This is a genomic window from Streptomyces sp. NPDC005752 (assembly GCF_040630715.1).
GTDB lineage: Bacteria > Actinomycetota > Actinomycetes > Streptomycetales > Streptomycetaceae > Streptomyces.
The window spans coordinates 19,246-43,996 of sequence record NZ_JBEXYB010000052.1; the positions used below are offsets into that span (position 1 = coordinate 19,246).

24 protein-coding genes are annotated in these 24,751 nt (G+C 70.7%); 18 read left to right on the forward strand and 6 right to left on the reverse strand.

What is annotated here, in order from left to right; all coding sequences use genetic code 11:
* Positions 1-9: 9 nt before the first annotated feature.
* A complete protein-coding gene (gene cofC, locus ABZ441_RS30790) occupies positions 10-693 on the reverse strand; it encodes a 2-phospho-L-lactate guanylyltransferase (RefSeq protein ID WP_358980169.1) in 684 nt (227 codons plus the stop codon).
* Between the two features lie 150 nt (positions 694-843).
* Here cofC and ABZ441_RS30795 point away from each other — a divergent pair, with 150 nt between their 5' ends.
* Genes ABZ441_RS30795 through ABZ441_RS30805 form a run of 3 tightly spaced genes read left to right on the forward strand, consistent with a single transcriptional unit; the run spans position 844 to position 3,810 of the window.
* Entirely contained in the window at positions 844-1,596 is a 753-nt protein-coding gene (locus ABZ441_RS30795; protein WP_205022627.1) for a lysophospholipid acyltransferase family protein, read from the forward strand.
* Positions 1,593-2,603, forward strand: coding sequence for an NAD(P)H-dependent glycerol-3-phosphate dehydrogenase (locus ABZ441_RS30800; RefSeq protein ID WP_358980177.1), 1,011 nt, complete (start codon positions 1,593-1,595; stop codon positions 2,601-2,603). Before ABZ441_RS30795 ends, ABZ441_RS30800 begins: the two co-directional genes overlap by 4 nt.
* A gap of 34 nt (positions 2,604-2,637) precedes the next feature.
* On the forward strand, positions 2,638-3,810 hold the full coding sequence (locus ABZ441_RS30805) for a D-alanine--D-alanine ligase family protein (protein ID WP_358980179.1): 1,173 nt from the start codon (positions 2,638-2,640) through the stop codon (positions 3,808-3,810).
* A gap of 33 nt (positions 3,811-3,843) precedes the next feature.
* On the opposite strand, the gene ABZ441_RS30810 is transcribed toward ABZ441_RS30805, so the two are convergent.
* Both ABZ441_RS30810 and ABZ441_RS30815 read right to left on the reverse strand, forming a co-directional pair.
* Entirely contained in the window at positions 3,844-4,332 is a 489-nt protein-coding gene (locus tag ABZ441_RS30810) for a DUF3515 domain-containing protein (protein WP_358980181.1), read from the reverse strand.
* A gap of 20 nt (positions 4,333-4,352) precedes the next feature.
* The gene (locus ABZ441_RS30815) at positions 4,353-4,586 is read right to left on the reverse strand and encodes an Lrp/AsnC ligand binding domain-containing protein (RefSeq protein WP_358980183.1); all 234 of its coding nucleotides are present in this window, start codon (positions 4,584-4,586) and stop codon (positions 4,353-4,355) included.
* Between the two features lie 320 nt (positions 4,587-4,906).
* On the opposite strand from ABZ441_RS30815, the gene ABZ441_RS30820 reads away from it, so the two are divergent.
* Together ABZ441_RS30820 and thiD are read left to right on the forward strand one after the other, a co-directional pair.
* Positions 4,907-5,878, forward strand: coding sequence for a thiamine-phosphate kinase (locus tag ABZ441_RS30820; protein ID WP_358980185.1), 972 nt, complete (start codon positions 4,907-4,909; stop codon positions 5,876-5,878).
* A 10-nt stretch (positions 5,879-5,888) separates the two neighbouring features.
* Positions 5,889-6,698 (forward strand): bifunctional hydroxymethylpyrimidine kinase/phosphomethylpyrimidine kinase, encoded by an 810-nt coding sequence (gene thiD / locus ABZ441_RS30825; RefSeq protein ID WP_358980188.1) that lies wholly within the window; start codon positions 5,889-5,891, stop codon positions 6,696-6,698.
* 75 nt (positions 6,699-6,773) lie between these two features.
* On the opposite strand, the gene rpmB is transcribed toward thiD, so the two are convergent.
* Positions 6,774-6,959 (reverse strand): 50S ribosomal protein L28, encoded by a 186-nt coding sequence (gene rpmB, locus ABZ441_RS30830; RefSeq protein WP_003965989.1) that lies wholly within the window; start codon positions 6,957-6,959, stop codon positions 6,774-6,776.
* A gap of 256 nt (positions 6,960-7,215) precedes the next feature.
* Between rpmB and ABZ441_RS30835 the strand changes: the two genes are divergently transcribed.
* From ABZ441_RS30835 to mutM, 9 genes are all read left to right on the forward strand, one after another.
* Positions 7,216-8,838: a DAK2 domain-containing protein gene (locus ABZ441_RS30835; RefSeq protein ID WP_358980191.1), complete on the forward strand. Its 1,623-nt coding sequence runs from the start codon at positions 7,216-7,218 to the stop codon at positions 8,836-8,838.
* A 49-nt stretch (positions 8,839-8,887) separates the two neighbouring features.
* On the forward strand, positions 8,888-11,107 hold the full coding sequence (recG, locus tag ABZ441_RS30840) for an ATP-dependent DNA helicase RecG (RefSeq protein ID WP_358980193.1): 2,220 nt from the start codon (positions 8,888-8,890) through the stop codon (positions 11,105-11,107).
* 90 nt (positions 11,108-11,197) lie between these two features.
* Positions 11,198-11,782 (forward strand): 16S rRNA (guanine(966)-N(2))-methyltransferase RsmD, encoded by a 585-nt coding sequence (gene rsmD / locus ABZ441_RS30845; protein ID WP_358980195.1) that lies wholly within the window; start codon positions 11,198-11,200, stop codon positions 11,780-11,782.
* 26 nt (positions 11,783-11,808) lie between these two features.
* Complete coding sequence (gene coaD, locus ABZ441_RS30850) at positions 11,809-12,288, forward strand: pantetheine-phosphate adenylyltransferase (protein WP_358980218.1); 480 nt, start codon at positions 11,809-11,811, stop codon at positions 12,286-12,288.
* A gap of 97 nt (positions 12,289-12,385) precedes the next feature.
* Positions 12,386-13,516 (forward strand): cell division initiation protein, encoded by a 1,131-nt coding sequence (locus ABZ441_RS30855; protein ID WP_358980197.1) that lies wholly within the window; start codon positions 12,386-12,388, stop codon positions 13,514-13,516.
* Positions 13,517-13,654: 138 nt separating this feature from the next.
* Positions 13,655-14,320: a DUF177 domain-containing protein gene (locus ABZ441_RS30860; RefSeq protein ID WP_358980199.1), complete on the forward strand. Its 666-nt coding sequence runs from the start codon at positions 13,655-13,657 to the stop codon at positions 14,318-14,320.
* A 2-nt stretch (positions 14,321-14,322) separates the two neighbouring features.
* Positions 14,323-14,496: a 50S ribosomal protein L32 gene (rpmF, locus tag ABZ441_RS30865; RefSeq protein ID WP_003965982.1), complete on the forward strand. Its 174-nt coding sequence runs from the start codon at positions 14,323-14,325 to the stop codon at positions 14,494-14,496.
* Between the two features lie 19 nt (positions 14,497-14,515).
* Entirely contained in the window at positions 14,516-15,340 is an 825-nt protein-coding gene (rnc, locus tag ABZ441_RS30870) for a ribonuclease III (protein ID WP_358980202.1), read from the forward strand.
* A 77-nt stretch (positions 15,341-15,417) separates the two neighbouring features.
* Positions 15,418-16,275, forward strand: a complete 858-nt coding sequence (gene mutM / locus ABZ441_RS30875) for a bifunctional DNA-formamidopyrimidine glycosylase/DNA-(apurinic or apyrimidinic site) lyase (RefSeq protein ID WP_358980204.1) — start codon at positions 15,418-15,420, stop codon at positions 16,273-16,275.
* Between the two features lie 10 nt (positions 16,276-16,285).
* Here mutM and ABZ441_RS30880 read toward each other — a convergent pair whose 3' ends face one another.
* Positions 16,286-16,690 carry a helix-turn-helix domain-containing protein gene (locus ABZ441_RS30880; protein ID WP_358980206.1) on the reverse strand — a complete coding sequence of 135 codons (405 nt, stop codon included), beginning with the start codon at positions 16,688-16,690 and terminating at the stop codon, positions 16,286-16,288.
* Positions 16,691-16,819: 129 nt separating this feature from the next.
* Positions 16,820-17,755 carry a CAP domain-containing protein gene (locus ABZ441_RS30885; RefSeq protein WP_358980208.1) on the reverse strand — a complete coding sequence of 312 codons (936 nt, stop codon included), beginning with the start codon at positions 17,753-17,755 and terminating at the stop codon, positions 16,820-16,822.
* Positions 17,756-17,910: 155 nt separating this feature from the next.
* Between ABZ441_RS30885 and ABZ441_RS30890 the strand changes: the two genes are divergently transcribed.
* The 4 genes from ABZ441_RS30890 (at position 17,911) to ABZ441_RS30905 (ending at position 24,603) form a co-directional block, all read left to right on the forward strand.
* Entirely contained in the window at positions 17,911-18,192 is a 282-nt protein-coding gene (locus ABZ441_RS30890; protein WP_358980210.1) for an acylphosphatase, read from the forward strand.
* A 442-nt stretch (positions 18,193-18,634) separates the two neighbouring features.
* The gene (locus tag ABZ441_RS30895; protein ID WP_031100593.1) at positions 18,635-18,847 is read left to right on the forward strand and encodes a hypothetical protein; all 213 of its coding nucleotides are present in this window, start codon (positions 18,635-18,637) and stop codon (positions 18,845-18,847) included.
* Positions 18,848-19,157: 310 nt separating this feature from the next.
* Positions 19,158-22,958 (forward strand): AAA family ATPase, encoded by a 3,801-nt coding sequence (locus ABZ441_RS30900; protein WP_358980213.1) that lies wholly within the window; start codon positions 19,158-19,160, stop codon positions 22,956-22,958.
* Positions 22,959-23,184: 226 nt separating this feature from the next.
* Positions 23,185-24,603, forward strand: coding sequence for a sugar porter family MFS transporter (locus ABZ441_RS30905; protein ID WP_358980216.1), 1,419 nt, complete (start codon positions 23,185-23,187; stop codon positions 24,601-24,603).
* Positions 24,604-24,751: the final 148 nt, after the last annotated feature.

Consider the following 24,751-nt stretch of genomic DNA (forward strand, 5'->3'; position numbering starts at 1 on the left):
AACCGCAGCCTATAGGTCCGCGGCAGGCGCCACCGGGGCCGCCAGCCCCGTGGTGAACCGTCCCACGCCCAGTGCCAGCGCCGCCCTCAGATCGTCGCCCGTGTCCACGTCCCTGCGGACGGACTCGAGCCCCGGCAGCACGACCTCCACGGCCCCCGACGCCAGATGCCGCGAGCGTGACGCCCCGCCGAAGGCCGGCCGCAATTCCACTCCGGGCGCCGCGGAAAGAAATGTGGTGCCGATTCCCTGCGCATCACTGACAAATGCGCGAGGAAATGCGGCGGAGAATTCGAGCACCCGCGTCAGTTCGTCCGGACGCAGCGCGGGCAGGTCCGCGTTGAGCACGGCCACCGCGGAGCCCCCGCGACGCGCCCGCACCGACCGTGCACCGTGCTCCAGCGCCGCGTTGAGCCCGGCGGCCGGGGTGTCGGGCACCGCCCGCGCGCCGAGCGCGGCCAGCGCCGCCGCGGCCACCGCGTCGTCCGTGACGACCACCACATCGCCCACCGCCCGGCAGGCCAGCGCCGCGGACACGGTGTCCTGCGCGAACGCCAGGGCCAGCCGCGGACGCAGATCCCCGCCCACCGCGCGGCCGAGCCTGCTCTTGGCGTGTGCGAGCGGTTTCAGCGGGACGACCAGGGACCAGCGGCCGGTCGGGTCGGTGTTCGTGGCGATCTCCCCCTCGGTACGCATCAGCCCATATTCTCGCCTGCCGGTACGACAACCCGGAGGTCCGCCCCCACGGGTGAGGCGTACGGTGTTCTCCACACAGCAGGGGCCCGGGGTGAGGCAGGTACCGCCGCGAGCCGCGCAACAGCTCAGTTCCTAGAGGAAGGCGTCCGAGTGTCCCGCCGCAGAATCGGCTTCTGGTACCGCCTGGCGGCGGCCATCGCGAAACCGCCCCTGGTGGTTCTGTTCAAGCGGGACTGGCGGGGAATGGAACACATTCCGGCCGATGGTGGATTCATCACCGCGGTGAATCACAACTCGTATCTGGACCCGCTGTCGTACGGGCATTTCCAGTACAACACCGGACGCGTGCCCCGGCTGCTCGCCAAGGCCGGACTGTTCCGGACGCCCTTCGTCGGAATGATCCTGCGCGGCACGGGTCAGATCCCCGTATACCGAGAGACGACCAACGCGCTCGACGCCTTCCGGGCCGCCGTCGACGCCATCGAGCGGGGCGAGTGCGTCGCCTTCTACCCGGAAGGCACGCTCACCCGCGACCCCGGAATGTGGCCGATGGCCGGCAAGACCGGTGCCGCCCGGGTCGCGTTGATGACCAAGGCGCCGGTCATCCCCGTCGCCCAGTGGGGCGCCAACCTCGCGATGCCGCCCTACGCCCGGGAGAACAAGCTCCGGCTGTTCCCCCGCAAGACGCTGCGGGTCCAGGCCGGACCGCCGGTCGACCTCTCCCGCTACTACGGCCTCGAACCGACGCCCGAGATCCTCCGCGAGGCGACCGAGACCATCATGGCCGCGATCACCGGCCAGCTCGAGGAGGTGCGCGGCGAGAAGGCCCCCGCCGAGCTCTACGATCACCGTAAGGCCCGCGCTGAACAGCGGCGCAAGGCAGAGGGAAAGGGATCGACGTGACGCACCCCGCAAAGGCGGCCGTCTTCGGAACCGGCTCATGGGGTACGGCCTTCGCCATGGTCCTCGCCGACGCCGGCTGCGAGGTCACCCTCTGGGGCCGCCGTGCCGAGGTCGCCGAGGCCGTCAACACGACCCGTACCAACCCGGACTACCTGCCGGGAATTGAGCTCCCCGCCTCGGTCCGGGCCACCACCGACGCAGCCGAGGCGCTGCGCGGCGCCGACTTCGCGGTCCTGGCCGTGCCTTCGCAGACACTGCGCGCCAACCTCGCCGACTGGGCACCGCACCTGGAGTCCCGCACCGTCCTCGTCTCCCTGATGAAGGGCGTCGAACTCGGCACGGCCAAGCGGATGAGCGAGGTCATCGAGGACGTCACCGGGGTCACCGCGGACCGCATCGCCGTCGTCACCGGTCCCAACCTGGCCAAGGAGATCGCCGAGCGGCGCCCCGCCGCGGCCGTCGTGGCCTGCTCGGACGAGTCCGTGGCCCAGCGCCTCCAGGCCGCCTGCCACACCCCGTACTTCCGGCCCTACACCAACACCGACGTGGTCGGCTGCGAACTCGGCGGCGCCGTCAAGAACGTCATCGGCCTCGCCGTGGGCATCGCCGACGGCATGGGCCTCGGTGACAACACCAAGGGCTCGCTCATCACCCGCGGCCTCGCCGAGACCACCCGTCTGGGCGTCGCCATGGGCGCCGACCCGTTGACCTTCTCCGGACTCGCCGGTCTCGGCGACCTGGTGGCGACCTGCTCGTCCCCGCTGTCGCGCAACCACACCTTCGGTACCAACCTCGGGCGCGGGATGACGCTCCAGGAGACCGTCGCCGTCACGCGGCAGACCGCCGAGGGCGTCAAGTCCTGTGAATCCGTCCTCGATCTGGCGCGCAGGCACGGGGTCGACATGCCGATCACCGAAACCGTCGTCGGCATCGTCCACGAGGGCAAGCCGCCGGTGGTCGCGGTCAAGGAGCTGATGTCGCGCAGTGCCAAGCCCGAGCGACGCTGACTCGAGTCTTACCAGCAGGTACGCTCAACGCGATATGAGCAGCCAGAACCTCCCCCAGAGCACTGAGAGCCCCCTGAGCTCCGAGCAGGGCCGCAAGCCGCGCGTGGCCGTCGTGTTCGGCGGCCGGAGCTCCGAACACGGCATCTCGGTCGTCACGGCCGGTGCCATCATGAGCGCCATCGACCGGACGAAGTACGACGTCCTGCCGATCGGTATCACCAGGGACGGACGCTGGGCCCTCACGTCCGACGATCCGGCCCGGATGGCCATCGCGGACCGGCAGGTGCCCGACGTGGACCAGCTGGCCGAGTCCGGGCAGGGCACGGTCACTCTGTCCGTCGACCCCGGCAACCGCGACGTCGTCGTGGGTGAGCCCGGTTCGGTGCCCACGGTCCTGGGCGAGGTCGACGTCGTCTTCCCCGTGCTGCACGGCCCCTACGGCGAGGACGGCACGCTCCAGGGGCTTCTGGAACTCTCCGGCGTGCCCTATGTCGGCGCGGGTGTCCTGTCCTCGGCCGTCGGCCAGGACAAGGAGTACATGAAGCGGGTGTTCACCTCCTTCGGGCTGCCGGTCGGGCCGTACGAGGTCATCCGCCCCCGGGAGTGGGAGTCCGACCGCCCCGCCGCCCGCAAGCGCATCATGGAGTTCGCGGCCGAGAACGGCTGGCCGCTCTTCGTCAAGCCCGCCCGCGGCGGCTCCTCCATGGGCATCACCAAGGTCGACGACGCGGCCGGGCTCGACGAGGCGATCGACGAGGCCCGCCGGCACGACCCCAAGTTCCTCGTGGAATCCCTGCTGCGCGGCAGGGAGATCGAGTGCGGTGTGCTGGAGTTCGAGGACGGACCGCGTGCCAGCGTGCCCGCGGAGATCCCGCCCGTCACCGCGCACGACTTCTACGACTTCGAGGCCAAGTACATCGACTCGGCGGCGGGACTGGTTCCCGCACCGCTCACCGAGGAGCAGACCGCCGAGGTGCGGCGGCTCGCCGTGGAGGCCTTCGAGGCGGCCGCCTGCGAGGGACTGGTGCGCGCCGACTTCTTCCTCACCGAGGACGGCTCGTTCGTCATCAACGAGATCAACACCATGCCGGGCTTCACCCCGATCTCGATGTTCCCCCGCATGTGGCAGGCGAGCGGCGTGGAGTACCCGGAGCTGGTCGACCGGCTGATCGCGGCCGCTCTGAACCGCTCCACCGGTCTGCGCTGACCCTCCGAGGGCCGCCTCGTGCGAGAGGCACCCTCAGAGACTGTCGGGGACCGTCTTCCTCACGGGTACGGCGAACGCGGACAACGGGGTGATGTCATGGGCGTACTCGATCCCGAGCGTCACTTCGACGTACGCCTTGCGGTACGTGGTCGTGAAGCGCGGTCCGGCGTCATCGCGCTGCTCCAGCAGCCAGTTGACGCCGTCCGCGTCGACGGCCTTGGACTGGGAATCGTCCATCTTCGCGGGCCGGGGGACGCCGCAGCGCAGTACGATCGCCCCGTCCCCCCAACCGGCGGTCAGGTCCGAGTCCGGTGAGGGATCACTCCGTTCCAGCCCGGCGACGGTCTCCGGCAGCTCCTTGTGCAGTTCCCCGCAGTACCCGGCGGCCTCCGACGGCGGTGTGGGAACCGCCACCGAGGGCTGGGCACCGCCGGAGGAGCAGCCCGCCACGGCCAGGACGACCAGGGCGGCGGACGGGGCGAGAGCACGGGATCGGGGGGACCGGCGGCGGGTGTGAGTCACCGGACCAGCGTAGACAGGGGTCAGAGGTGGACGACCGGGCAGGTCAGCGTACGCGTGATGCCGTCCACCTGCTGGACCTTGGCGACCACCATGCGGCCGAGCGCGTCGACCGAGTCGGCCTGCGCGCGCACCACCACGTCGTAGGGGCCTGTGACGTCCTCTGCCTGGATCACTCCCGGAAGCTTGGCGATGGTCTCGGCGACGATCGACGCCTTGCCCACCTCGGTCTGGATAAGGATGTACGCCTGTACCACGGAACCTCCAGGGCGGCCACGAGGATCATGTGGGGGAAAGGGACGCCACGTTATCGCGTTGCCGCGGGCCGCGGGGAGACCTACGGGCCGGTTGACGCCCCCAGCGTGGCGTACGCACCACACAAGTTGACGTATCCCTCGACGGTACCGACAGCAGTTCGGGCTCGCGACCGCAAGCCCGCCGGTGCGGAAGGGGGACGGTGATGTCTGCACGTCCCAGGGCCACCGGCTCCCGTGGGCCGTGCGCCCACGGTCCGGACCTCCGGCCGCTGAAGCAGCCCGGACAGGTGTCCGGTGCGATAGATGAGAGGTGAGACTCGGTGAAGGGAACCGTGGGCGAGTTGGGGGAGTTCGGGCTCATCAGAGAGCTCACGTCCCGGCTCACCACCACTCCGGCGGTACGGCTGGGACCCGGCGACGACGCCGCGGTCGTCGCCGCTCCCGACCGCAGGGTCGTGGCCAGTACGGACATCCTGCTCGAAGGGCGGCACTTCCGCCGCGACTGGTCGACGGCGTACGACGTCGGCCGCAAGGCCGCCGCCCAGAACCTCGCCGACATCGCGGCCATGGGCGCCGTCCCCACCGCGCTGCTCCTCGGCCTCGTGGTCCCGGCCGACCTCCCGGTCACCTGGGCCGCCGAACTGATGGACGGGCTGCGCGACGAATGCCAGGTCGCCGGCGCGGCGGTGGTCGGCGGTGACGTCGTCGGCGGCGACACCATCACCGTCGCGATCACCGCACTCGGCGACCTGCGCAACCACGAACCCGTCACCCGCGGCGGCGCACGGCCCGGCGACATCGTGGCCGTCACCGGCTGGCTCGGCTGGTCCGCCGCCGGATTCGCCGTACTCTCCCGGGGGTTCCGCTCACCGCGTGCCTTCGTCGAGGCCCACCGGCGCCCCGAACCGCCGTACCACGCCGGCCCCGCGGCGGCCGGGCTCGGCGCCACGGCCATGACCGACGTCAGCGACGGGCTCGTGGCCGACCTCGGGCACATCGCCGAGGCCAGCAAGGTCCGCATCGACCTGCGGTCCGGGCTCATCGACATCCCCTCGCAGATGTCCGACATCGGGCAGGCCGTCGGGGTCGACCCGCTGCAGTGGGTGCTGACCGGGGGAGAGGACCACGCGATCGTGGCGACGTTCCCGTCCGACGCCAAGCTCCCCGCCCGCTGGAAGGTCATCGGAGAGGTCCTCAACCCGTCGGCGCTGCCCCAGGTCACCGTCGACGGGGCGCCCTGGACGAGCAAGGGCGGCTGGGACCATTTCGGATCCATCGAGGACGCCCAGTAGATTCCGGGGCATGACCGCACCTGCCCCGATACCGCCCCGTGTCCTCACCGTCGCCGGCTCCGACTCCGGCGGCGGTGCGGGCATCCAGGCCGACCTGAAGACGATGCTGGCCCTCGGCGTCCACGGGATGAGCGTGCTCACCGCGGTGACGGCCCAGAACTCGCTGGGCGTGCAGGGCGCCTGGGAGCTTCCGGTGGACGCCGTACGCGCCCAGTACCGCAGCGTCGTGGACGACATCGGCGTCCAGGCGGTGAAGACCGGCATGCTGTCATCGGCCGCGCTCGTCGACGCCGTCGCGGAACTCCTCGCGGGGACCGGCGTACCCGTCGTCGTCGACCCCGTCGGGGTCTCCAAGCACGGGGACGCGCTGCTGGCCACCGAGGCCCTCGACTCCGTACGCACGAAGCTGCTGCCCGTCGCCACGGTCGCCACCCCGAACCTCGACGAAGTGACCCAGCTCACGGGGGTCACCGTCACCGACGAGGAGGGGATGCGCCGGGCCGCCGCCGAGATCCTCGGCCACGGACCGCGCTGGGTGGTGATCAAGGGCGGGCATCTCCCCGGCGATGCCGTGGACCTCGTGACCGACGGCCGCGAGGAGCACTGGCTGCGCGCACCGCGGCACGACAACCGGCACACCCACGGCACCGGCTGCACCCTGGCCTCCGCCATAGCGTGCGGACTCGCCCGCGGCCAGGACGTCCCCACCGCGGTGCGGGGCGCGAAGGAGTACGTCACCGGCGCGATCCGCGCCGGCTTCGCGCTGGGAGGCGGCATCGGCCCCGTCGACCACGGCTGGCTCTTCCGCGCTGCCCGGTGAAGCACAGCAAAAAGCCGGTCCACCGAGGTGGACCGGCTTTTTGGGCAACCGGAAGGCTGCGCTACGACGGGGACGTCAGCGCGCGACCTTGCCGGCCTTGATGCACGAGGTGCAGACGTTGAGCCGCTTCGGCGTCCGCCCGACCACGGCACGCACGCGCTGGATGTTGGGATTCCAGCGACGGGACGTACGGCGGTGCGAGTGCGAAATGCTGTTGCCGAAGCTCGGCCCCTTGCCGCAAACGTCGCAGTTGGCAGCCACGGGTCACTCCAAAACTTCAGATGCACTTACAGTGAATTCCGGCGCGCCGGAATCATTTTACTGAAGTGGCGGTACCGGAGGAATGTCCCGACTCTCGTCGGGCAACCGAAGCAGCATACAACGGCTGCGTCGGAGATACGAAACTACCACGGCACCCCGGGCACTCCGCCCCGCACCTCCGCCCACCGGGTCCGCGCACGAGGGCTACCCTGCGGTGCAGCCAGCCCCCCACGGCCGTCCCCAAGGAGGACCACCGGTGCCGCAGTCCCCCGACGATCTCGACGCCGTCGCGGTGCGCACCTGGTGCTCACTGGCCCTGGAGGCCCTCGGCAGGGAGCGAGAGGCCATCGACGCCATCAACGTCTACCCGGTCGCGGACGGGGACACCGGAACCAACCTGTACCTCACCGTCGAGTCGGCGGCCGCAGCCGTCGAAGCGGTCTTCGCCGCCCATGAGACCGGCTCCACCACGCCCGATCCCGCCGACGCCGTACGGGCCATGGCGCACGGCGCGCTGATCGGCGCGCGAGGCAACTCCGGCACCATCCTGGCCCAGTTGCTGCGCGGCATGGCCTCGGTGCTGTCCGAGTCGGGTGACGCGCATCACCTGCGGGCCGCGCTGGCGGAGGCGGCCGCCGCGGCTCGGCTGGCCGTCGCCCACCCCGTCGAGGGCACGGTGCTCACAGTCGCCACCGCCGCCGCCGAGGCGGCCGGGGCCACGGACGGCGGCGCCCGCCTCAAGGACGTGGTCGAGGTGGCGTACGAGGGGGCGCGGGCAGCCCTGGCCGCCACCCCCGGCCAGCTCGCCGTCCTCGGGCGGGCGGGCGTCGTGGACGCCGGCGGGCAGGGCCTGGTGACCGTGCTCGGGGCGCTGCTGGAAGCGGTCGGCGGACAGGCGCGGGAGCGTGCCGTCCTGCCCGCCCCCGACCTCCTGCCCCTGACCGGCGACTGCGCGGACGCGGATCCGGACGGCGGCCCGGCCTTCGAGGTCATCTATCTGCTGGAAGCCTCCGACGAGGCGGTCGCCCGGCTGCGCAGCCGCCTGGACGCCCTGGGGGAGTCCCTCGTCGTGGTCGGCGGCGACGGCCTGTGGAACGTCCACGTCCACGTCGACGACGCGGGTGCGGCCGTCGAGGCCGGGGTCGAGGCCGGCCGGCCCTACCGGATCCGGATCACCCACTTCGCCGCCGACCGGGGCTCGGCCCACCGGGAACCCGTCCAGCGCGCGGTCGTCGTGGTGGTTCCCGGCGACGGACTCTCGGGACTGTGCGCCGAGGCCGGGGCGACCACCGTGCTGGCCCGCCCCGGGGAGCCGCCCGCCAGCGGCGAACTCGTCGACGCCATCCGCCGGGCCCACGCCCGCGAAGTGGTCCTGCTGCCCAACGACGCCCAGTTGCGCCACACCGCCGCCGCGGCAGCCGAGCAGGCCAGGACCGAAGGCATCCGCGTCGCCCTGGTCCCCACCCGTGCCGCGGTCCAGGGCATCGCCGCGCTCGCGGTCCACGAACCCGGCCGCACCTTCGACGAGGACGTCGTCGCGATGACATCGGCGGCCGGCGCCACCCGGTACGCCGAACTGGCGGTCGCCGAGAGGCAGTCGTGGACCATGGCGGGCATCTGCCAGGCCGGCGACATCCTCGGCCTGATCGACGGGGACGTCGCCGTCATCGGTGAGGACGTCCCCGGCACGGCCCGCACGGTCCTGGACCGCATGCTGTCGGCGGGCGGCGAACTCGTCACCCTGATCCTCGGGGAGGACGTACCCGACGCCCTGGCCGACGAGCTGGGCGCGCACGTCCGCGAGGGTTACCTCGCCGTCGACACGGTCGTCTACCGGGGTGGTCACCAGGCGGCCCCCCTGCTGATCGGCGTCGAGTGACACGTCGCCGCGCTGCGTCCTGCGACGTCTGTCAGTGGCGTGGTGTGCAATGGACCACGTGTCCGCTTTCGATGAACCCCTGAAGAAGCTGCTCGGCGGAGCCACCGCGAAGGTGATGGCCGAACACCTCGACCTGCACACGGTCGGTGATCTGCTGCACCACTACCCGCGGCGCTACGAGGAGCGGGGCCGTCTCACGGCGCTCACCGAGCTCCCGCTGGACGAGCACGTGACGGTCGTGGCACAGGTCGCCGACGCGCGGATCATCATGTTCAACAACGGCCGGGGCAAACGGCTGGAGGTCACCCTCACCGACGGGAGCGGCAGGCTCCAGCTGGTCTTCTTCGGCCACGGCGTCCACAAGCCGCACAAGGAACTGCTTCCGGGGCGGCGGGCGATGTTCGCGGGCAAGGCCTCCGTGTTCAACCGGAAGATGCAGCTCGCCCATCCCACGTACCAACTCCTCGACGCGCAGGACGAGAGCGAGGCGACCGACGCCGTCGACGCCTTCGCGGGGCAGCTGCTGCCGATCTACCCGGCCTGCAAGCAGCTCGACTCCTGGCGGATCGCCAAGGCCGTCGACACGGTCCTGCCCAGCGCGCAGGAGGCGGTGGACCCGCTGCCTCCCGCGCTGCGCGAAGGGCGTGGCTTCGTCCCCCTGCCCGAGGCGCTGCTCCGGATCCACCGTCCGCAGACCAAGGCGGACATCGCCTCCGCCCGGGACAGACTGCGCTGGGACGAGGCCTTCGTCCTCCAGGTCGCGCTCGCCCGCCGCCGGTACGCCGACACCCAACTCCCCGCAGCCGCACGAGGGCCCGTCCCCGAGGGGCTGCTCGACGCCTTCGACGCCACACTTCCCTTCACCCTCACCGAGGGCCAGCAGAAGGTCACCGAGGAGATCTTCGGCGCCCTCGCGACGGAACACCCCATGCACCGGCTGCTCCAGGGCGAGGTCGGGTCCGGCAAGACGCTCGTCGCGCTGCGGGCCATGCTCAGGGTCGTCGACGCGGGTGGCCAGGCGGCGATGCTCGCGCCCACCGAGGTGCTGGCCCAGCAGCACCACCGGTCGATCACCGAGATGATGGGCGAGCTCGCCGAGGGAGGAATGCTCGGAGGCTCCGACCTGGGCACGAAGGTCGTCCTGCTCACCGGCTCCATGGGCGTCGCGGCCCGCCGGAAGGCGCTGCTCGACCTCGTCACGGGGGAGGCCGGGATCGTCATCGGCACCCACGCGCTGATCGAGGACAAGGTGCAGTTCCACGATCTCGGCCTGGTCGTCGTCGACGAACAGCACCGCTTCGGCGTGGAACAGCGCGACGCCCTGCGTTCCAAGGGGAAGCAGCCGCCGCACCTGCTGGTCATGACGGCCACACCCATTCCCCGTACGGTCGCGATGACCGTCTTCGGGGACCTGGAGACCTCCGTCCTGGACCAGCTCCCGGCCGGCCGGTCGCCCATCGCCAGCCATGTCGTACCCGCCAAGGACAAGCCCCACTTCCTCAGCCGTGCCTGGGAACGCGTACGCGAGGAGGTGGAGAACGGCCACCAGGCCTACGTGGTCTGCCCCCGCATCGGGGACGACGCCGACGAGGAGGGCGAGAAGAAGGGGAAGGCGGCGAAGAAGCAGGCCGCCCCCGAGGACGACGCGGAGAAGCGCCCGCCGCTCGCCGTGCTGGAGATCGCCGATCAGCTCCGCAAGGGCGCGCTCACCGGCCTCCGCATCGAGGTGCTGCACGGGCGGATGCACCCCGACGACAAGGACGACGTCATGCGCCGGTTCGCCGCCGGTCAGGCCGACGTCCTGGTCGCCACCACCGTCATCGAGGTCGGGGTGAACGTCCCCAACGCCACCGCGATGGTGATCATGGACGCCGACCGCTTCGGGGTGTCTCAGCTGCACCAGCTCCGCGGCAGGGTCGGCCGCGGCAGCGCCCCCGGCCTCTGCCTGCTCGTCAGCGAGGCCCACGAGGCGAGCCCCGCCCGGGCCAGACTCTCCGCCGTCGCGGCCACCCTCGACGGCTTCGAGCTGTCCCGCATCGACCTCGAACAGCGTCGGGAGGGCGATGTCCTCGGCCAGGCCCAGTCCGGTGTCCGCTCCTCCCTGCGCGTGCTCAGCGTCATCGACGACGAGGAGGTCATCGCGGCGGCCCGCGAGGAGGCCGTGCGCGTCGTCGCCGACGACCCCGGGCTCGAGCGGCTGCCGGAGCTGCGCACCGCGCTGGACGCCCTGCTCGACAAGGACCGGGAGGAGTACCTCGACAAGGGGTGACCGGGCGGATCACCGGTGACGCCATATCGTGGGGAGCACGGCACACGTTCCGCCCGGTGTGCCGCCCGCGACCCGAGGAACGAAAAGCCCATGACCCGCGTGATCGCCGGCTCGGCCGGCGGACGCCGCCTGGCCGTCCCGCCCGGCACCGGCACCCGCCCCACCTCCGACCGTGCGCGCGAGGCCCTGTTCTCCACCTGGGAAGCGCTCCTGGGCACGCTCGACGGCATCCGTGTCGCCGACCTGTACGCGGGCTCCGGCGCGGTGGGTCTGGAGGCACTCTCCCGCGGAGCGGCCCACGCCCTGCTCGTGGAGGCCGACGCCAAGGCCGCCCGTACCGTCCGCGACAACATCCGGACCCTCGGTCTGCCCGGCGCCGAATTCCGCGTGGGCAAAGCCGAACAGATCGTGACGGGACCGGCACCCTCCGACCCGTACGACGTGGTTTTCCTCGACCCGCCGTACGCCGTGACCGACGGCGATCTTGGGGAGATACTCCTCACACTCCGTGCTCAGGGGTGGCTCACGGGCGATGCTCTCGTCACGGTGGAGCGGAGCACCAGGGGCGGCGAATTCAGCTGGCCGGACGGATTCGAACCACAGCGGGCGCGCCGCTACGGCGAGGCCACGTTCTGGTACGGTCGCGCCGCCTCTACGTGCCAAGACGCACGATGACCGCACCGGAGAGCGAGGGAATCACGTTGCGCCGCGCCGTCTGTCCGGGGTCGTTCGACCCCATCACCAACGGACATCTCGACATCATCGGACGAGCTTCGAAGCTGTACGACGTCGTGCACGTCGCCGTGATGATCAACCAGTCCAAGAAGGGTCTTTTCACGGTCGACGAGCGGATCGGGATGATCCGTGAGGTCACCGCCGACTTCGGCAACGTCGAGGTCGAGTCCTTCCACGGCCTGCTCGTCGACTTCTGCAAGCAGCGCGACATCCCGGCGATCGTGAAGGGCCTGCGAGCCGTCAGCGACTTCGACTACGAGCTGCAGATGGCCCAGATGAACAACGGCCTCTCCGGGGTCGAGACGCTCTTCGTGCCGACGAACCCGACCTACAGCTTCCTGTCGTCCTCCCTGGTCAAGGAGGTCGCGACCTGGGGCGGTGACGTGGCGCACCTGCTGCCGCCGACGGTCCACGACGCCCTCGTGGAGCGTCTCGGCCAGAAGTGAGGCGCTGACCGTCCGTCACCAGGTGTCGGACGGGAGCCGACTGGCCTTACAGTCGTCCCGTCCGTCTCCAACAGCAGCAGAGAGTGGCGAGCACACGGTGGACGTGCAGAAGAAGCTCGACGAGATCGTCGAAACGGTCGGGAACGCCCGGTCCATGCCCATGTCGGCGTCCTGTGTGGTCAACCGGGCCGAACTGCTCGCGATGCTCGAAGAGGTGCGCGAGGCCCTGCCCGGCTCGCTCGCCCACGCCGAGGAGCTGATCGGCGGCCGTGAGCAGCTCGTCGAGCAGGCCCGGCAGGAGGCGGAGCGGATCGTCGAGTCGGCACGCGCGGAGCGCGGCTCCCTCATCTCCGGCACCGAGGTCGCCCAGCGCTCCCAGGCCGAGGCGGACCGGATCCTGTCCGACGCCCGCAGGGAGGCCGACGAGGTCCGCGGCGAGGCGGACGAGTACGTCGACAGCAAGCTCGCCAACTTCGAGGTCGTCCTCACCAAGACCATCGGCTCCGTGGACCGGGGCCGCGAGAAGCTCCTGGGCCGCGGCGAGGGCATCGACGAGCAGGGCTACCAGGACCCCGACTTCGCCGAGGCACCCGAGCGCAGCGCCGACCCGGAGACGCTCCGCAGGCGCGCCGACGACTACGTGGACACCAAGCTCGGCGCCTTCGAGGCCGTGCTGGCCAAGACCCTGGAGGCCGTCGGCCGGGGCCGCCAGAAGCTGCACGGCCGGGTCGCCACCGACGACCTCGGCGCGCACATGGCGGCCCAGGACGCCGCGGGCGGCGGTCAGCACACCAGCGACGAGGACCACTGGGCCGGTCTGGCCGAGCTCGCCACCCCCGAGCCTCGGCAGGCTGCCCAGCAGCACGCGTACACCGAGCCCGCACAGCCGGACTACGCACCGGCGGCCGGCTACCCGGACCCCGCGCAGCCCGGCTTCCCGGCCCAGGCCGAGCCGCAGTACGCGCAGACGTACGGCTACCAGGACCAGCAGCTCCAGGACGGTTCCTACGCCGCCTACCAGCAGCAGCCCGATCCGTATGCCTACCAGCAGCAGGCGTACGACCCGAACCAGCAGCAGAACCAGCAGCAGAACCAGCAGGAGTACGGCTGGCCGCAGCCGGGCCAGGTCCCGGCACAGCAGGGTGAGAGCGCGCTCGACGAGACCAGCCTCTTCGACACCAGCATGATCGACCTGGAACAGCTGCGCCGCTACGAACAGGGCCGCTGACCGGAGCGGTCCGTACCGGATTGGGAGCTGGGCGGTACGTCCAGTATCCTTACTCTTCGGTCGCGTGTATGTCCGCGATCCCGGCTGCCCTCTCTCCACCAGGACCGGGGACGGCCCACCCGAAGCCGCACCACGCACATGATTTCGAAAGCAGGAAAAGCCCTGAACGGCCACCTCGACCACCGCAGCCCTCTCGTGTTCGATACGCGCGAGCTGGGTCGGCGTCCTGGTGCCATGAAGCGGCTGACCCGCACGGCGGAAGCACCGAAGGACCTCGGCATCGACGGTGTCGTCGGTGTGCCGGAGAACGCGCCCCTGGCGCTGGACGTCCGCCTCGAATCGGTCATGGAAGGGGTGCTCGTCACAGGCACCGCCCGTGCGACGGCCGAGGGGGAGTGCGTAAGGTGTCTGGAGCCGCTGGCCATCGAGGTCGAAGCGGACTTCCAGGAGATGTTCTCGTACCCTGACGCCGACGACCGGAACCGCAGCAGGACCGCGGACCCGGTCGACGACGCCGAGGACGACGAGGACAGGTTCTTTCTCGAGGACGACTCGTTCGACCTCGAGCCTGTGCTGCGTGACGCGGTGGTGCTCGCACTGCCGCTGCAGCCGGTGTGCAAGGAGACCTGTGCCGGTCTGTGTTCCGAGTGCGGAATCAGGCTGGACGAGAATCCGGACCACCACCACGACGTCGCCGACATACGTTGGGCGGCACTGCAAGGACTCGCCGAGACCGTTCAGGACGGCGAGAAGGACAACATGGGCGGCGCCGAACCTGGCGTCGACGAGAAGCAGGAGAAGTAGCCGTGGCTGTTCCGAAGCGGAAGATGTCGCGCAGCAACACGCGCCACCGCCGGTCGCAGTGGAAGGCTGCGGTCCCCACCCTGGTTTCGTGCGAGCGTTGCCAGGAGCCGAAGCTCCAGCACATTGCGTGCCCGAGCTGCGGCACCTACAACAAGCGCCAGGTCCTCGAGGTCTGAGCGGCTGGTGAGAGGCCCGATGTCTGAGTTGTCCAGCGCCAAGAAGCAGGCAGACAACATCAACACAGCCTCGTCCCACACGCTTCTGGAAGGGCGGCTCGGGTATCACCTCGAGTCCGCCCTTCTGGTGCGTGCGCTGACCCACCGTTCGTACGCGTACGAGAACGGCGGTCTGCCCACCAACGAGCGGCTGGAATTCCTCGGGGATTCCGTGCTCGGACTGGTGGTCACGGACACGCTGTACCGCACCCACCCCGACCTGCCCGAAGGCCAGCTGGCCAAGTTGCGGGCCGCGGTGGTCAACTCGCGTGCACTTGCGGAAGTGGGCCGCGGCCTCGAACTCGGCTCCTTCATCCGGCTCGGCCGCGGTGAAGAGGGCACGGGTGGCCGGGACAAGGCTTCCATCCTCGCCGACACCCTTGAAGCGGTGCTCGGCGCCGTCTATCTCGACCAGGGCCTCAGCGCGGCCTCGGAGCTGGTTCACCGGCTCTTCGACCCGCTGATCGACAGGTCCTCCAACCTCGGAGCCGGCCTGGACTGGAAGACCAGTCTCCAGGAGCTCACCGCGAGCGAGAGCCTCGGAGTTCCCGAGTACCTCGTCACGGAGACCGGCCCCGATCACGAGAAGACCTTTACTGCTGCTGCTCGCGTCGGTGGTGTCTCGTACGGCACCGGCACCGGCCGTAGCAAGAAGGAAGCGGAGCAGCAGGCGGCGGAGTCCGCCTGGCGCGAGATCAGCGCCGCCGCGGAAGCACGGGAGGCGGTGGCCGAGGCCGCCGCCGACGGAGGGGCCGCCGACACCCCTGCCGAACCGTCGCCGCACTCGGACGCCGCTCCGGCCTGAGTGATCCGGAAACCCCTCGGTGCCTCCGCGCACCGGGGGGTTTCCGCTGTCCCGTTCCCCTCGAAGGAGTGCCCGCCGTGCCCGAACTGCCCGAGGTCGAAGTCGTGCGGCGCGGTCTGGAGCGCTGGACCGCCGGGCGCACCGTGGAGGCCGTCGAGGTCCTGCATCCGCGAGCGGTGCGCCGGCACCTCGCGGGTGGCGCGGATTTCGCGGCCCGGCTCCGCGGCGTGCGTTTCGGCACGGCGATGCGCCGTGGCAAGTACCTCTGGGTGCCGCTCGACGATGCGGAGTCCTCGCTCCTCGGGCACCTCGGCATGAGCGGGCAGCTGCTCGTCCAGCCCGAGGAGGCGGCCGACGAGAAGCATCTGCGGATCAGGATCCGCTTCGGCGACGCCCTCCGCACCGAGCTGCGCTTCGTCGACCAGCGCACCTTCGGCGGGCTCTCGCTGCACGACAACACCCCCGAGGGGCTGCCCGACGTCATCGCGCACATCGCGCGTGACCCTCTGGACCCGGCCTTCGACGACAGCGCCTTCCACCTGGCGCTGCGCCTGCGCCGTACGACGGTCAAACGTGCCCTGCTCGACCAGTCCCTGATCAGCGGCGTCGGCAACATCTACGCGGACGAGGCGCTGTGGCGCAGCAGACTGCACTTCGAGCGGCCGACCGCCACGCTGACCCGCCCGAGGACGGCGGAGCTGCTCGGCCACATCCGGGACGTGATGCGGGAGGCCCTCGACCAGGGCGGAACCAGCTTCGACAGCCTGTACGTCAACGTGAACGGGGAGTCCGGCTACTTCGACCGGTCGCTGGACGCGTACGGACGCGAGGACGAGCCCTGCCGCCGCTGCGGTACGCCCATGCGCCGGCGCCCGTGGATGAACCGCTCCAGCTACTTCTGCCCGCGGTGCCAGCGCCCGCCGCGGATCTCCTGACGCTTCCCGCTCAGGGCCGGTGTGCCGCGTCGTACCGGCTCCGGGCCTCGACGACCTCGGGCATCCGGCCTTCGACGAGCTGGATGAGGTCCACCAGCCGTCCTGCGACCTCGCGGCCGAGGGGCGTCAGGTCGTAGTCGACGCGCGGCGGATTGGTCAGGCGGGCCTCGCGGTGGACGAGCCCGTCCCGCTCCAGCGCGTGCAGTGTCCGGGAGAGCATCTTCTCGCTGACGCCGTCGACCCGGCGGCGCAGCTCGTTGAAGCGCGCGCCGCTCTCGTGCAGCGCGCCCAGGGTCAGGCCGCCCCAGCGGCCCGTGACGTGCTCCAGCGTCCCGCGCGACAAGCACTGCCGTGAGAAGACGTCGAACGGCGGATCGCCGCCGTCGGGTACGGATTCCGCCGCTGCCTCAGCCATGACCGCCAGCTTACGCCTGTGCAGCGCTCACTCCTGGTGAGCGCTGCACAGGCGGAGATGCGGTGGTGGACCGTGCTCGGTTGGCTCGGCCTAGCCCTCGGTACGTCCGGCGGCCGGCCGCCGGATGCGTCAGAAGCCGAAGTCCTGGGTCCACCAGGGGCCGCCGGAACCGAGGTGAACTCCGACACCGAGCGTCTTGTAGTCGCAGTTGAGGATGTTCGCGCGGTGCCCGTCGCTGTTCATCCAGGCGTCCATCACGGCCTGGGCATCGGCCTGGCCGCGGGCGATGTTCTCGCCGCCCAGACCCTGCACGCCGGCCTCGGCGGCACGGTCCCAGGGGGTCGCCCCGTCCGGGTCGGTGTGGCCGAAGAAGTCCCGGGCGGCCATGTCCTCACTGAAGTCCTGGGCGAGAGCGGTCAGCGAGGCGCTAGTGGTGACCGGGCTGCAGCCGACCTTCGCACGCTCCTGGTTGACCAGGCTGAGCACGGCGGTCTGCGTGGAGGGGCTCGCCGGGGCGGGGGCCTTGCTGCTCGGCGAAGCCGACGACGGCTTCGGCGCGGCAGGGGTCTTCGACGCGGGCCCGGCCGACTTGGTCCTCCTCGGCTCCGCGCCCGGTGCCTTCGTCCGCTCCGGCGTCTTCGTCGCCTTCTTCGAGGCCGTGGCCGACGGCTCGGCGCTCGGCTTCTCGGTCGGGGAGGCCGAGGGGGACTTCGACGGTGCGGCGGAACGGCCGGCGCCCCGGTCGGCCTCGGCCGACGCGGAGGCCGAGGTGCGTCCGGTGGGCTTTGCGGACGACTCGCCCTGGGTCAGCAGGTCGGGAGCACCACCGGCGTGGACCTGGCCCGTGGCCCCGCCGCCGCTCACGTCGTAGCCACCACCGCCCGGAAGAAGACCGGAGGCGACGGCGACGGCTCCGACGGCCACGGCCGCGGACACTCCGAGGAGCCCGGCGCGCACGGGCATGCCGGCCCGCTTCTTCCGGCGTGCACCGTGGTGCACGCCCTCCGGGTCCGCCGCGTGCTGCTCAGCGGCGGGGGCCGCGCCTGCGCGTCGATGCCGTCCCATGCGCTGTGCCTTCCTCGTGCTCCGGGCGTCGTTGCGACGTCACCGTATTCAAGATCAAACTCACCCGTACGAGTGAAGCTATTGCGAGGGGACCATACGCCATGGCTGATTGGGGCGGCGTGCTGCTTGAGTAATTGGCCGGTTAGCGTTCGGGCATGAACGAAGATGCACGACTTGTCGTATGGGTACGCGGCCGAGTACAGCAAGTAGGGTTCCGCTGGTTCACCAGGGAAAACGCTTTGGAGATCGGAAAACTCACCGGCTTCGCACTCAATCTCGACGACGGCCGGGTGCAGGTGGTGGCCGAGGGGCCGCGTGACAATTGCCACCGCCTGCTCGACTGGCTCGGCTCCGACGACACACCCGGACGCGTGGAAGGCGTCACTGAGATCTGGGACACGCCCCGCGGGGGATATGAAGGATTCGCGATCCGCTGACCGCGGCCGGGAAACACGGTCCGAAACCGCTGTGTGCGCGAGGACGGCGAGCGGTGACCCACCGGGTGGCCGAGGGCCGCGCACCCGAAATGACCTGCGAAACAGGCAGGCCGAGTACGTGGTTGCCAAGAGACGCGCACCGTGCCAGGCTGCGGGATTGACGAAGATCTCCACGTCCTTCGGGAACCCGCAGGAGAGTCGCGCCGCATGATCGTCGGGCCGCGCACCCCCGGGTCACCCGGCCCGTAGGCGTGTGATCGTGTTGACCGTCAAACTTTTTGGTGAGACGCTGAAAACCCCGCGCACCGTAGCTGTTCGGCAGGGCTGGAAACAGCAGAACAGCAGTGGAAAGAGAGCACTGCCGAGCACCGCGGGTGCGATTCCCTCACGACCACGACCCACACCGCATCGGTCGGTCACTCAGTGTGGAGGACCATTCATCATGGCAAAGGCGCTTCTCGGTTACGTCGGCGGTTCCGACCCGCGACTCCTCGCCGAGATGCGACGGCTTCAGAAGCGTGTCCAGGACCTGGAATCCGAGCTCACACGGATCCAGGACGAGAACGACGCGCTCAACGCCGCCGCCCAGCACCAGGAGTCGCTGCTCGACAGCATCGACATCGACGTACCCCAGGCGGAGCCCGCGCTGACCTGACCCCAAGGCCCTGCCGGGGCCGGTCGGGCCACACGCCAGCCGCTCGGGATCAACCATCGAAGTCTTCGTCACGGATCGTCGTCCTGGACACCTGGAATTGCACGTGATCCGGTCCGCTCGCGATCCGTCACGCAAGGCTGTGCTCGTGGGACTGCACAGCAGCACCGTGCAGGAATGACAAGGGACGCTCCGGCGTCCCTTTTTTCTTTCCCCCCTGGGGCCGTCGCCGGCCTTTCGCTCTTGGCTTACCGTCTGATGTGCCCTGCACCTTCAGCGGTGAAACCGAGAGTGAAAGGTAGAGTCCGGCGGCGTGCACCTCAAGGCCCTGACCCTCCGTGGTTTCAAATCGTTCGCCTCCGCCACCACCCTGCGGTTCGAACCGGGGATCACCTGTGTCGTCGGTCCCAACGGTTCGGGCAAATCCAATGTGGTGGACGCGCTCTCCTGGGTCATGGGCGAGCAGGGGGCCAAATCCCTGCGCGGCGGCAAGATGGAAGACGTGATCTTCGCCGGCACCACGGGAAGGCCGCCGCTGGGCCGCGCGGAGGTGTCGCTGACCATCGACAATTCCGATGGCGCGCTGCCCATCGAGTACGCCGAAGTGACCATTACCCGGATCATGTTCCGCAATGGCGGCAGCGAATACCAGATCAACGGGGACACCTGCCGTCTGCTCGATATCCAGGAACTCCTCTCGGACTCCGGTATCGGACGGGAGATGCACGTCATCGTGGGCCAGGGCCGGCTCGACTCGGTCCTGCACGCCGATCCGACGGGGCGCCGCGCCTTCATCGAAGAGGCCGCGGGTGTCCTCAAGCACCGCAAGCGCAAGGAGAAGGCGCTCAGGAAGCTGGAGGCGATGGGTGCCAACCTCGCCCGCGTCCAGGACCTCACCGACGAACTCCGGCGCCAGCTCAAACCGCTGGGCCGGCAGGCCGCGGTGGCCCGCCGCGCCGCCGTCATCCAGGCCGACCTGCGGGACGCCCGGCTGCGGCTCCTGGCCGACGACCTCGTGCGGCTCCGGGAGGCGCTGCGCGGCGAGATCGCCGACGAGGCCGCCCTCAAGCAGCGCAGGGAAGCCGCGGAGGCCGAGCTCAGGGCGGCGCTTGCCCGCGAGGCGGACCTGGAGGACGAGGTGCGCCGGCTGGCCCCGCGGCTGCAGCGGGCCCAGCAGACCTGGTACGAACTCTCCCAGCTGGCCGAACGGGTGCGGGGCTCGATCTCACTGGCCGAGGCCCGGGTGAAGAGCGCCACGGCCGCGCCGGAGGAGGAGCGGCGCGGGCGGGACCCGGAGGACATGGAGCGTGAGGCCGCCCGGATCCGCGAGCAGGAGGCGGAGCTGGAGGCGGCACTCGAGGCGGCGGAGCACGCCCTGGAGGACACCACCGCGCACCGGGCCGAACTGGAGCGGGAGTTGGCCGCCGAGGAGCGCAGGCTCAGGGACGCGGCCCGCGCCATCGCCGACCGGCGCGAAGGGCTCGCCCGGCTCAGGGGGCAGGTCAACGCGGCTCGCGGCCGTGCCGCTTCGGCGCAGGCCGAGATCGACCGACTGGCCGCTTCGCGGGACGAGGCGCAGGAGCGGGCGGTCGCGGCGCACGAGGAGTACGAGCAGCTCAAGGCGGAGGTCGAAGGTCTGGACGCGGGCGACGCCGAGCTGGCCGAGCAGCACGAGGCCGCCAAGCTGGAGCTCGTCGCGGCGGAGACCGCCCTGACCGCGGCCCGCGATGCGGTCACCGCGGCAGAACGCAGCCGAGCCGCGGTCTCCGCCCGGCACGAGGCGCTGTCGCTGGGGCTGCGGCGCAAGGACGGCACCGGCGTCCTGCTCGGCGCGGGCGACCGGCTCTCCGGGTTGCTCGGGCCGGTCGCGGAGCTGGTCACGGTGGCTCCGGGGTACGAGGTCGCGGTGGCCGCGGCGCTCGGAGCGGCAGCAGACGCCGTCGCGGTGAGGGATCCGGCCACGGCGGCGGACGCGATCCGTCTGCTGCGCAAACAGGACGCGGGACGCGCGGCGCTGGTGCCGGGCGGCGCGGGGTCCGGTCAGGTACCCGCGCAGGGCACGGAACAACCGGCCGGGACCGTCGGTTCCCCTGCTGCCCAGGTACCCGGGCAGGCATCCGGGGCGGATCACGGCCCCACGGCCGTCAGCTCATCCGCCCCGGGCGCCCGCAGCGCGGAGCACGGAGCCGGGGCACCCGCCGCCGAGCACGGTGCCGGGGCCGCCGGCGCGGTCCACGGCACCTCCGCGGGCCGGTTCGTCGCCGACGCCGCCACCGCGGAGTGCGCCGCGCCCACCGTCGCCGGACTGCTCCAGGGCCCTGCCGAACTGACGGCCGCCGTGCGGAGACTGGTGCGGGACATGGTCGTCGTCGGCACCCTGGAGGACGCCGAGGAACTGGTCGCCGCCCATCCGGGGCTGACCGCCGTCACCACGGAGGGCGATGTGCTGGGCGCGCACTTCGCGCACGGCGGATCCGCCGGGGCACCCAGTCTGCTGGAGGTCCAGGCCTCCGTCGACGAGGCGGCCGGTGAGCTGGCCGAGCTCGCCGTGCGCTGTGAGCAACTCGCCTCGGCCCAGGGCGCGGCCGCCGGACGCCGCGGCGGGAGCGCGGCCATGGTGGAGGAACTGGGGGAGAGGCGCCGGGCCGCCGAGCGGGAGAAGTCCGGGGTGGCGCAGCAGCTCGGGCGGCTGGCCGGGCAGGCCCGTGGCGCGGCCGGAGAGGCCGAGCGGATGACGGCTTCCGCCTCCCGGGCGCAGGAGGCGCTGGAGCGGGCCACCGCGGAGGCCGAGGAGCTGGCGGAGCGCCTGCTGGTCGCGGAGGAGACCCCCGTGGAGGAGGAGCCCGACAGTTCCGTACGGGACAGGCTGGCCGCCGACGGCGCCAACGCGCGCCAGACCGAGATGGAGGCCCGTCTCCAGGCCCGTACCCACGAGGAAAGGGTCAAGGCGCTGGCCGGGCGGGCCGACGCCCTCGACCGCGGGGCCCGTGCCGAGCGGGAGGCACGCACCCGCGCCGAGCAGCGCCGCGCCCGGCTGCGCCACGAGGCCGCCGTGGCCACCGCCGTGGCCTCGGGAGCCCGGCAACTGCTCGCCCATGTCGAGGTCTCGGTCGTCCGGGCGGAGGAGGAGCGGACCCGGGCCGAGGCGGCGAAGGCCGAGCGCGAGCGGGACCTGGCGGCCGAACGCGGCCGGGGCCGTGACCTCAAGGGCGAACTCGACCGGCTCACCGACTCGGTGCACCGAGGCGAGGTGCTCGGGGCCGAGAAGCGGCTGCGCATGGAGCAGGTGGAGGCCAGGGCGCTGGAGGAGTTCGGCGTCGAGCCGGCCGGTCTGGCCGCCGAGTACGGGCCGGAACAGCTGGTGCAGCCGTCCCCCGCCGCGGAGGGCGAGGAACTCCCGGCGGACCCGGAGCATCCTCGCAACCAGCCGAAGCCGTTCGTCAGGGCCGAGCAGGAGAAGAGGCTGAAGGCGGCCGAACGGGCGTATCAGCAACTCGGGAAGGTGAATCCGCTCGCCCTCGAGGAGTTCTCGGCCCTGGAGGAACGGCACAAGTTCCTCTCCGAGCAGCTCGAGGACCTGAAGAAGACCCGGGCCGACCTGATGCAGGTGATCAAGGAGGTCGACGAACGGGTCGAGCAGGTCTTCACCGAGGCGTTCCGCGACACCGCCCGCGAGTTCGAGGGCGTGTTCTCCCGGCTGTTCCCGGGCGGTGAGGGCCGTCTCGTCCTCACCGACCCGGACAACATGCTGACGACCGGTCTCGACGTCGAGGCGAGGCCGCCGGGCAAGAAGGTCAAGCGGCTCTCGCTGCTGTCGGGCGGCGAGCGATCCCTTACGGCCGTTGCCCTGCTGGTCTCCATCTTCAAGGCCAGGCCGAGCCCGTTCTACGTGATGGACGAGGTCGAGGCGGCGCTCGACGACACCAATCTCCAGCGTCTGATCCGGATCATGGTGGAGCTCCAGGAAAGCTCCCAGCTCATCGTGATCACGCACCAGAAGCGGACGATGGAGGTCGCCGACGCACTGTACGGCGTCTCGATGCAGGGCGACGGTGTCTCCAAGGTGATCAGCCAGCGGCTCAGCCGAGGCCCCCGGACATCGGCTGACGGGTAGTCACACCGTCTTTACCGAATCTTCAACACTTCAACGCACCTTTTGGGTGTTCCTGGGTACTTGTGAGGAGCTGCTTCACCCTCGCCCAAGTCTTGACTTCGAAACTTGAACACATAACCTCGGCAATGTTGTTTTTACCTTCAAGTGGTGGTCGACTGGAAGTTGTGCGCCACTGGGAGGGCTCACCCCCCACACCTGACGTCGCGGCCAGGTACCAGGAGTTCATGTGACCAGCACAGCGCACGGACCCGAGTCCGGAGCCCGAGGGGCCCACCCGGACCATCTCGGCCATGTCATCTTCATCACGGCTGCCGCAGCGATGGGCGGCTTCCTCTTCGGCTACGACAGCTCCGTGATCAACGGTGCGGTCGAGGCCATCCGTGACCGCTATGACATCGGGTCAGGGACGCTGGCGCAGGTCATCGCCATCGCCCTGATCGGCTGTGCCATCGGCGCGGCTACGGCGGGACGTATCGCCGACCGGATCGGCCGCATCCGCTGTATGCAGATCGCCTCGGTGCTCTTCACCATCAGCGCCGTCGGATCCGCGCTGCCGTTCGCCCTCTGGGACCTCGCCATGTGGCGGATCATCGGCGGCTTCGCGATCGGTATGGCCTCGGTCATCGGCCCGGCGTACATCGCCGAGGTCTCGCCGCCCGCCTACCGAGGCCGCCTCGGGTCCTTCCAGCAGGCCGCCATCGTCGTCGGCATCGCCATCTCGCAGCTGGTCAACTACGGCATCCTGCAGATCGCCGACGGCGACCAGCGGGGCGAGATCGCCGGCTTCGAGGCCTGGCAGTGGATGCTCGGCGTGATGGTTCTGCCCGCCATCCTGTACGGGCTCCTGTCCTTCGTGATCCCCGAGTCCCCGCGCTTCCTGATCTCCGTCGGCAAGAGGGACCGCGCCCGGAAGATCCTCGAAGAGGTGGAGGGCAAGAGCGTCGACCTCGACGCCCGCGTCGACGAGATCGAGACGGCCATGCGCCGTGAGCACAAGTCCAAGTTCAGCGACCTGCTCGGCAGCCGCTTCGGCTTCCTGCCGATCGTCTGGGTCGGTATCGGCCTGTCGGTCTTCCAGCAGCTCGTCGGCATCAACGTCGCCTTCTACTACTCGGCGACGCTCTGGCAGTCCGTCGGCATCGACCCGACCGACTCGTTCTTCTACTCGTTCACCACGTCGATCATCAACATCATCGGCACCGTGATCGCCATGATCCTGGTGGACCGCGTGGGCCGCAGGCCGCTCGCGCTCGTCGGGTCCGTCGGTATGGCAGTCGCCCTGGCCTTCGAGGCATGGGCCTTCTCCGCGGATCTGGTCGACGGCAAGCTGCCGACCACCCAGGGCACCGTCGCCCTGATCGCCGCCCACGTCTTCGTGCTCTTCTTCGCACTCTCGTGGGGTGTGGTGGTCTGGGTCTTCCTCGGCGAGATGTTCCCGAACCGGATCCGTGCCGCCGCTCTCGGCGTCGCCGCCTCCGCGCAGTGGATCGCCAACTGGGCGATCACCGCGAGCTTCCCGAGCCTCGCCGACTGGAACCTCTCGGGCACCTACATCATCTACACCTGCTTCGCCGTGCTCTCGATCCCCTTCGTGCTCAAGTTCGTGAAGGAGACCAAGGGCAAGGCGCTGGAGGAGATGGGCTAATCCCCGCTGCCCCTCTCCTCGACCCGCTGCCCCGGGCCGGCCCATGCCGGCCCCGGGGCCCGGTATGGGACGGGCCGGAGCGGGCCGGTGCTGCGCCCGCCAGCGCCAGTGCGGCCCACCTGGAGTCACAAACCGACGCGGGCGCCGC

What these genes read in the sequence shown, in the direction of transcription:
- ABZ441_RS30895 (WP_031100593.1), top strand. Translation starts at nt 18,635, where the DNA reads ATGGCAAAGGCGCTTCTCGGTTACGTCGGCGGTTCCGACCCGCGACTC.
- rsmD (WP_358980195.1), top strand. Translation starts at nt 11,198, where the DNA reads ATGACCCGCGTGATCGCCGGCTCGGCCGGCGGACGCCGCCTGGCCGTC.
- rnc (WP_358980202.1), top strand. Translation starts at nt 14,516, where the DNA reads ATGTCTGAGTTGTCCAGCGCCAAGAAGCAGGCAGACAACATCAACACA.
- ABZ441_RS30880 (WP_358980206.1), bottom strand. Translation starts at nt 16,690, where the DNA reads ATGGCTGAGGCAGCGGCGGAATCCGTACCCGACGGCGGCGATCCGCCG.
- ABZ441_RS30890 (WP_358980210.1), top strand. Translation starts at nt 17,911, where the DNA reads ATGAACGAAGATGCACGACTTGTCGTATGGGTACGCGGCCGAGTACAG.
- cofC (WP_358980169.1), bottom strand. Translation starts at nt 693, where the DNA reads ATGCGTACCGAGGGGGAGATCGCCACGAACACCGACCCGACCGGCCGC.
- thiD (WP_358980188.1), top strand. Translation starts at nt 5,889, where the DNA reads ATGACCGCACCTGCCCCGATACCGCCCCGTGTCCTCACCGTCGCCGGC.
- ABZ441_RS30805 (WP_358980179.1), top strand. Translation starts at nt 2,638, where the DNA reads ATGAGCAGCCAGAACCTCCCCCAGAGCACTGAGAGCCCCCTGAGCTCC.
- ABZ441_RS30885 (WP_358980208.1), bottom strand. Translation starts at nt 17,755, where the DNA reads ATGGGACGGCATCGACGCGCAGGCGCGGCCCCCGCCGCTGAGCAGCAC.
- recG (WP_358980193.1), top strand. Translation starts at nt 8,888, where the DNA reads ATGGACCACGTGTCCGCTTTCGATGAACCCCTGAAGAAGCTGCTCGGC.
- ABZ441_RS30860 (WP_358980199.1), top strand. Translation starts at nt 13,655, where the DNA reads ATGATTTCGAAAGCAGGAAAAGCCCTGAACGGCCACCTCGACCACCGC.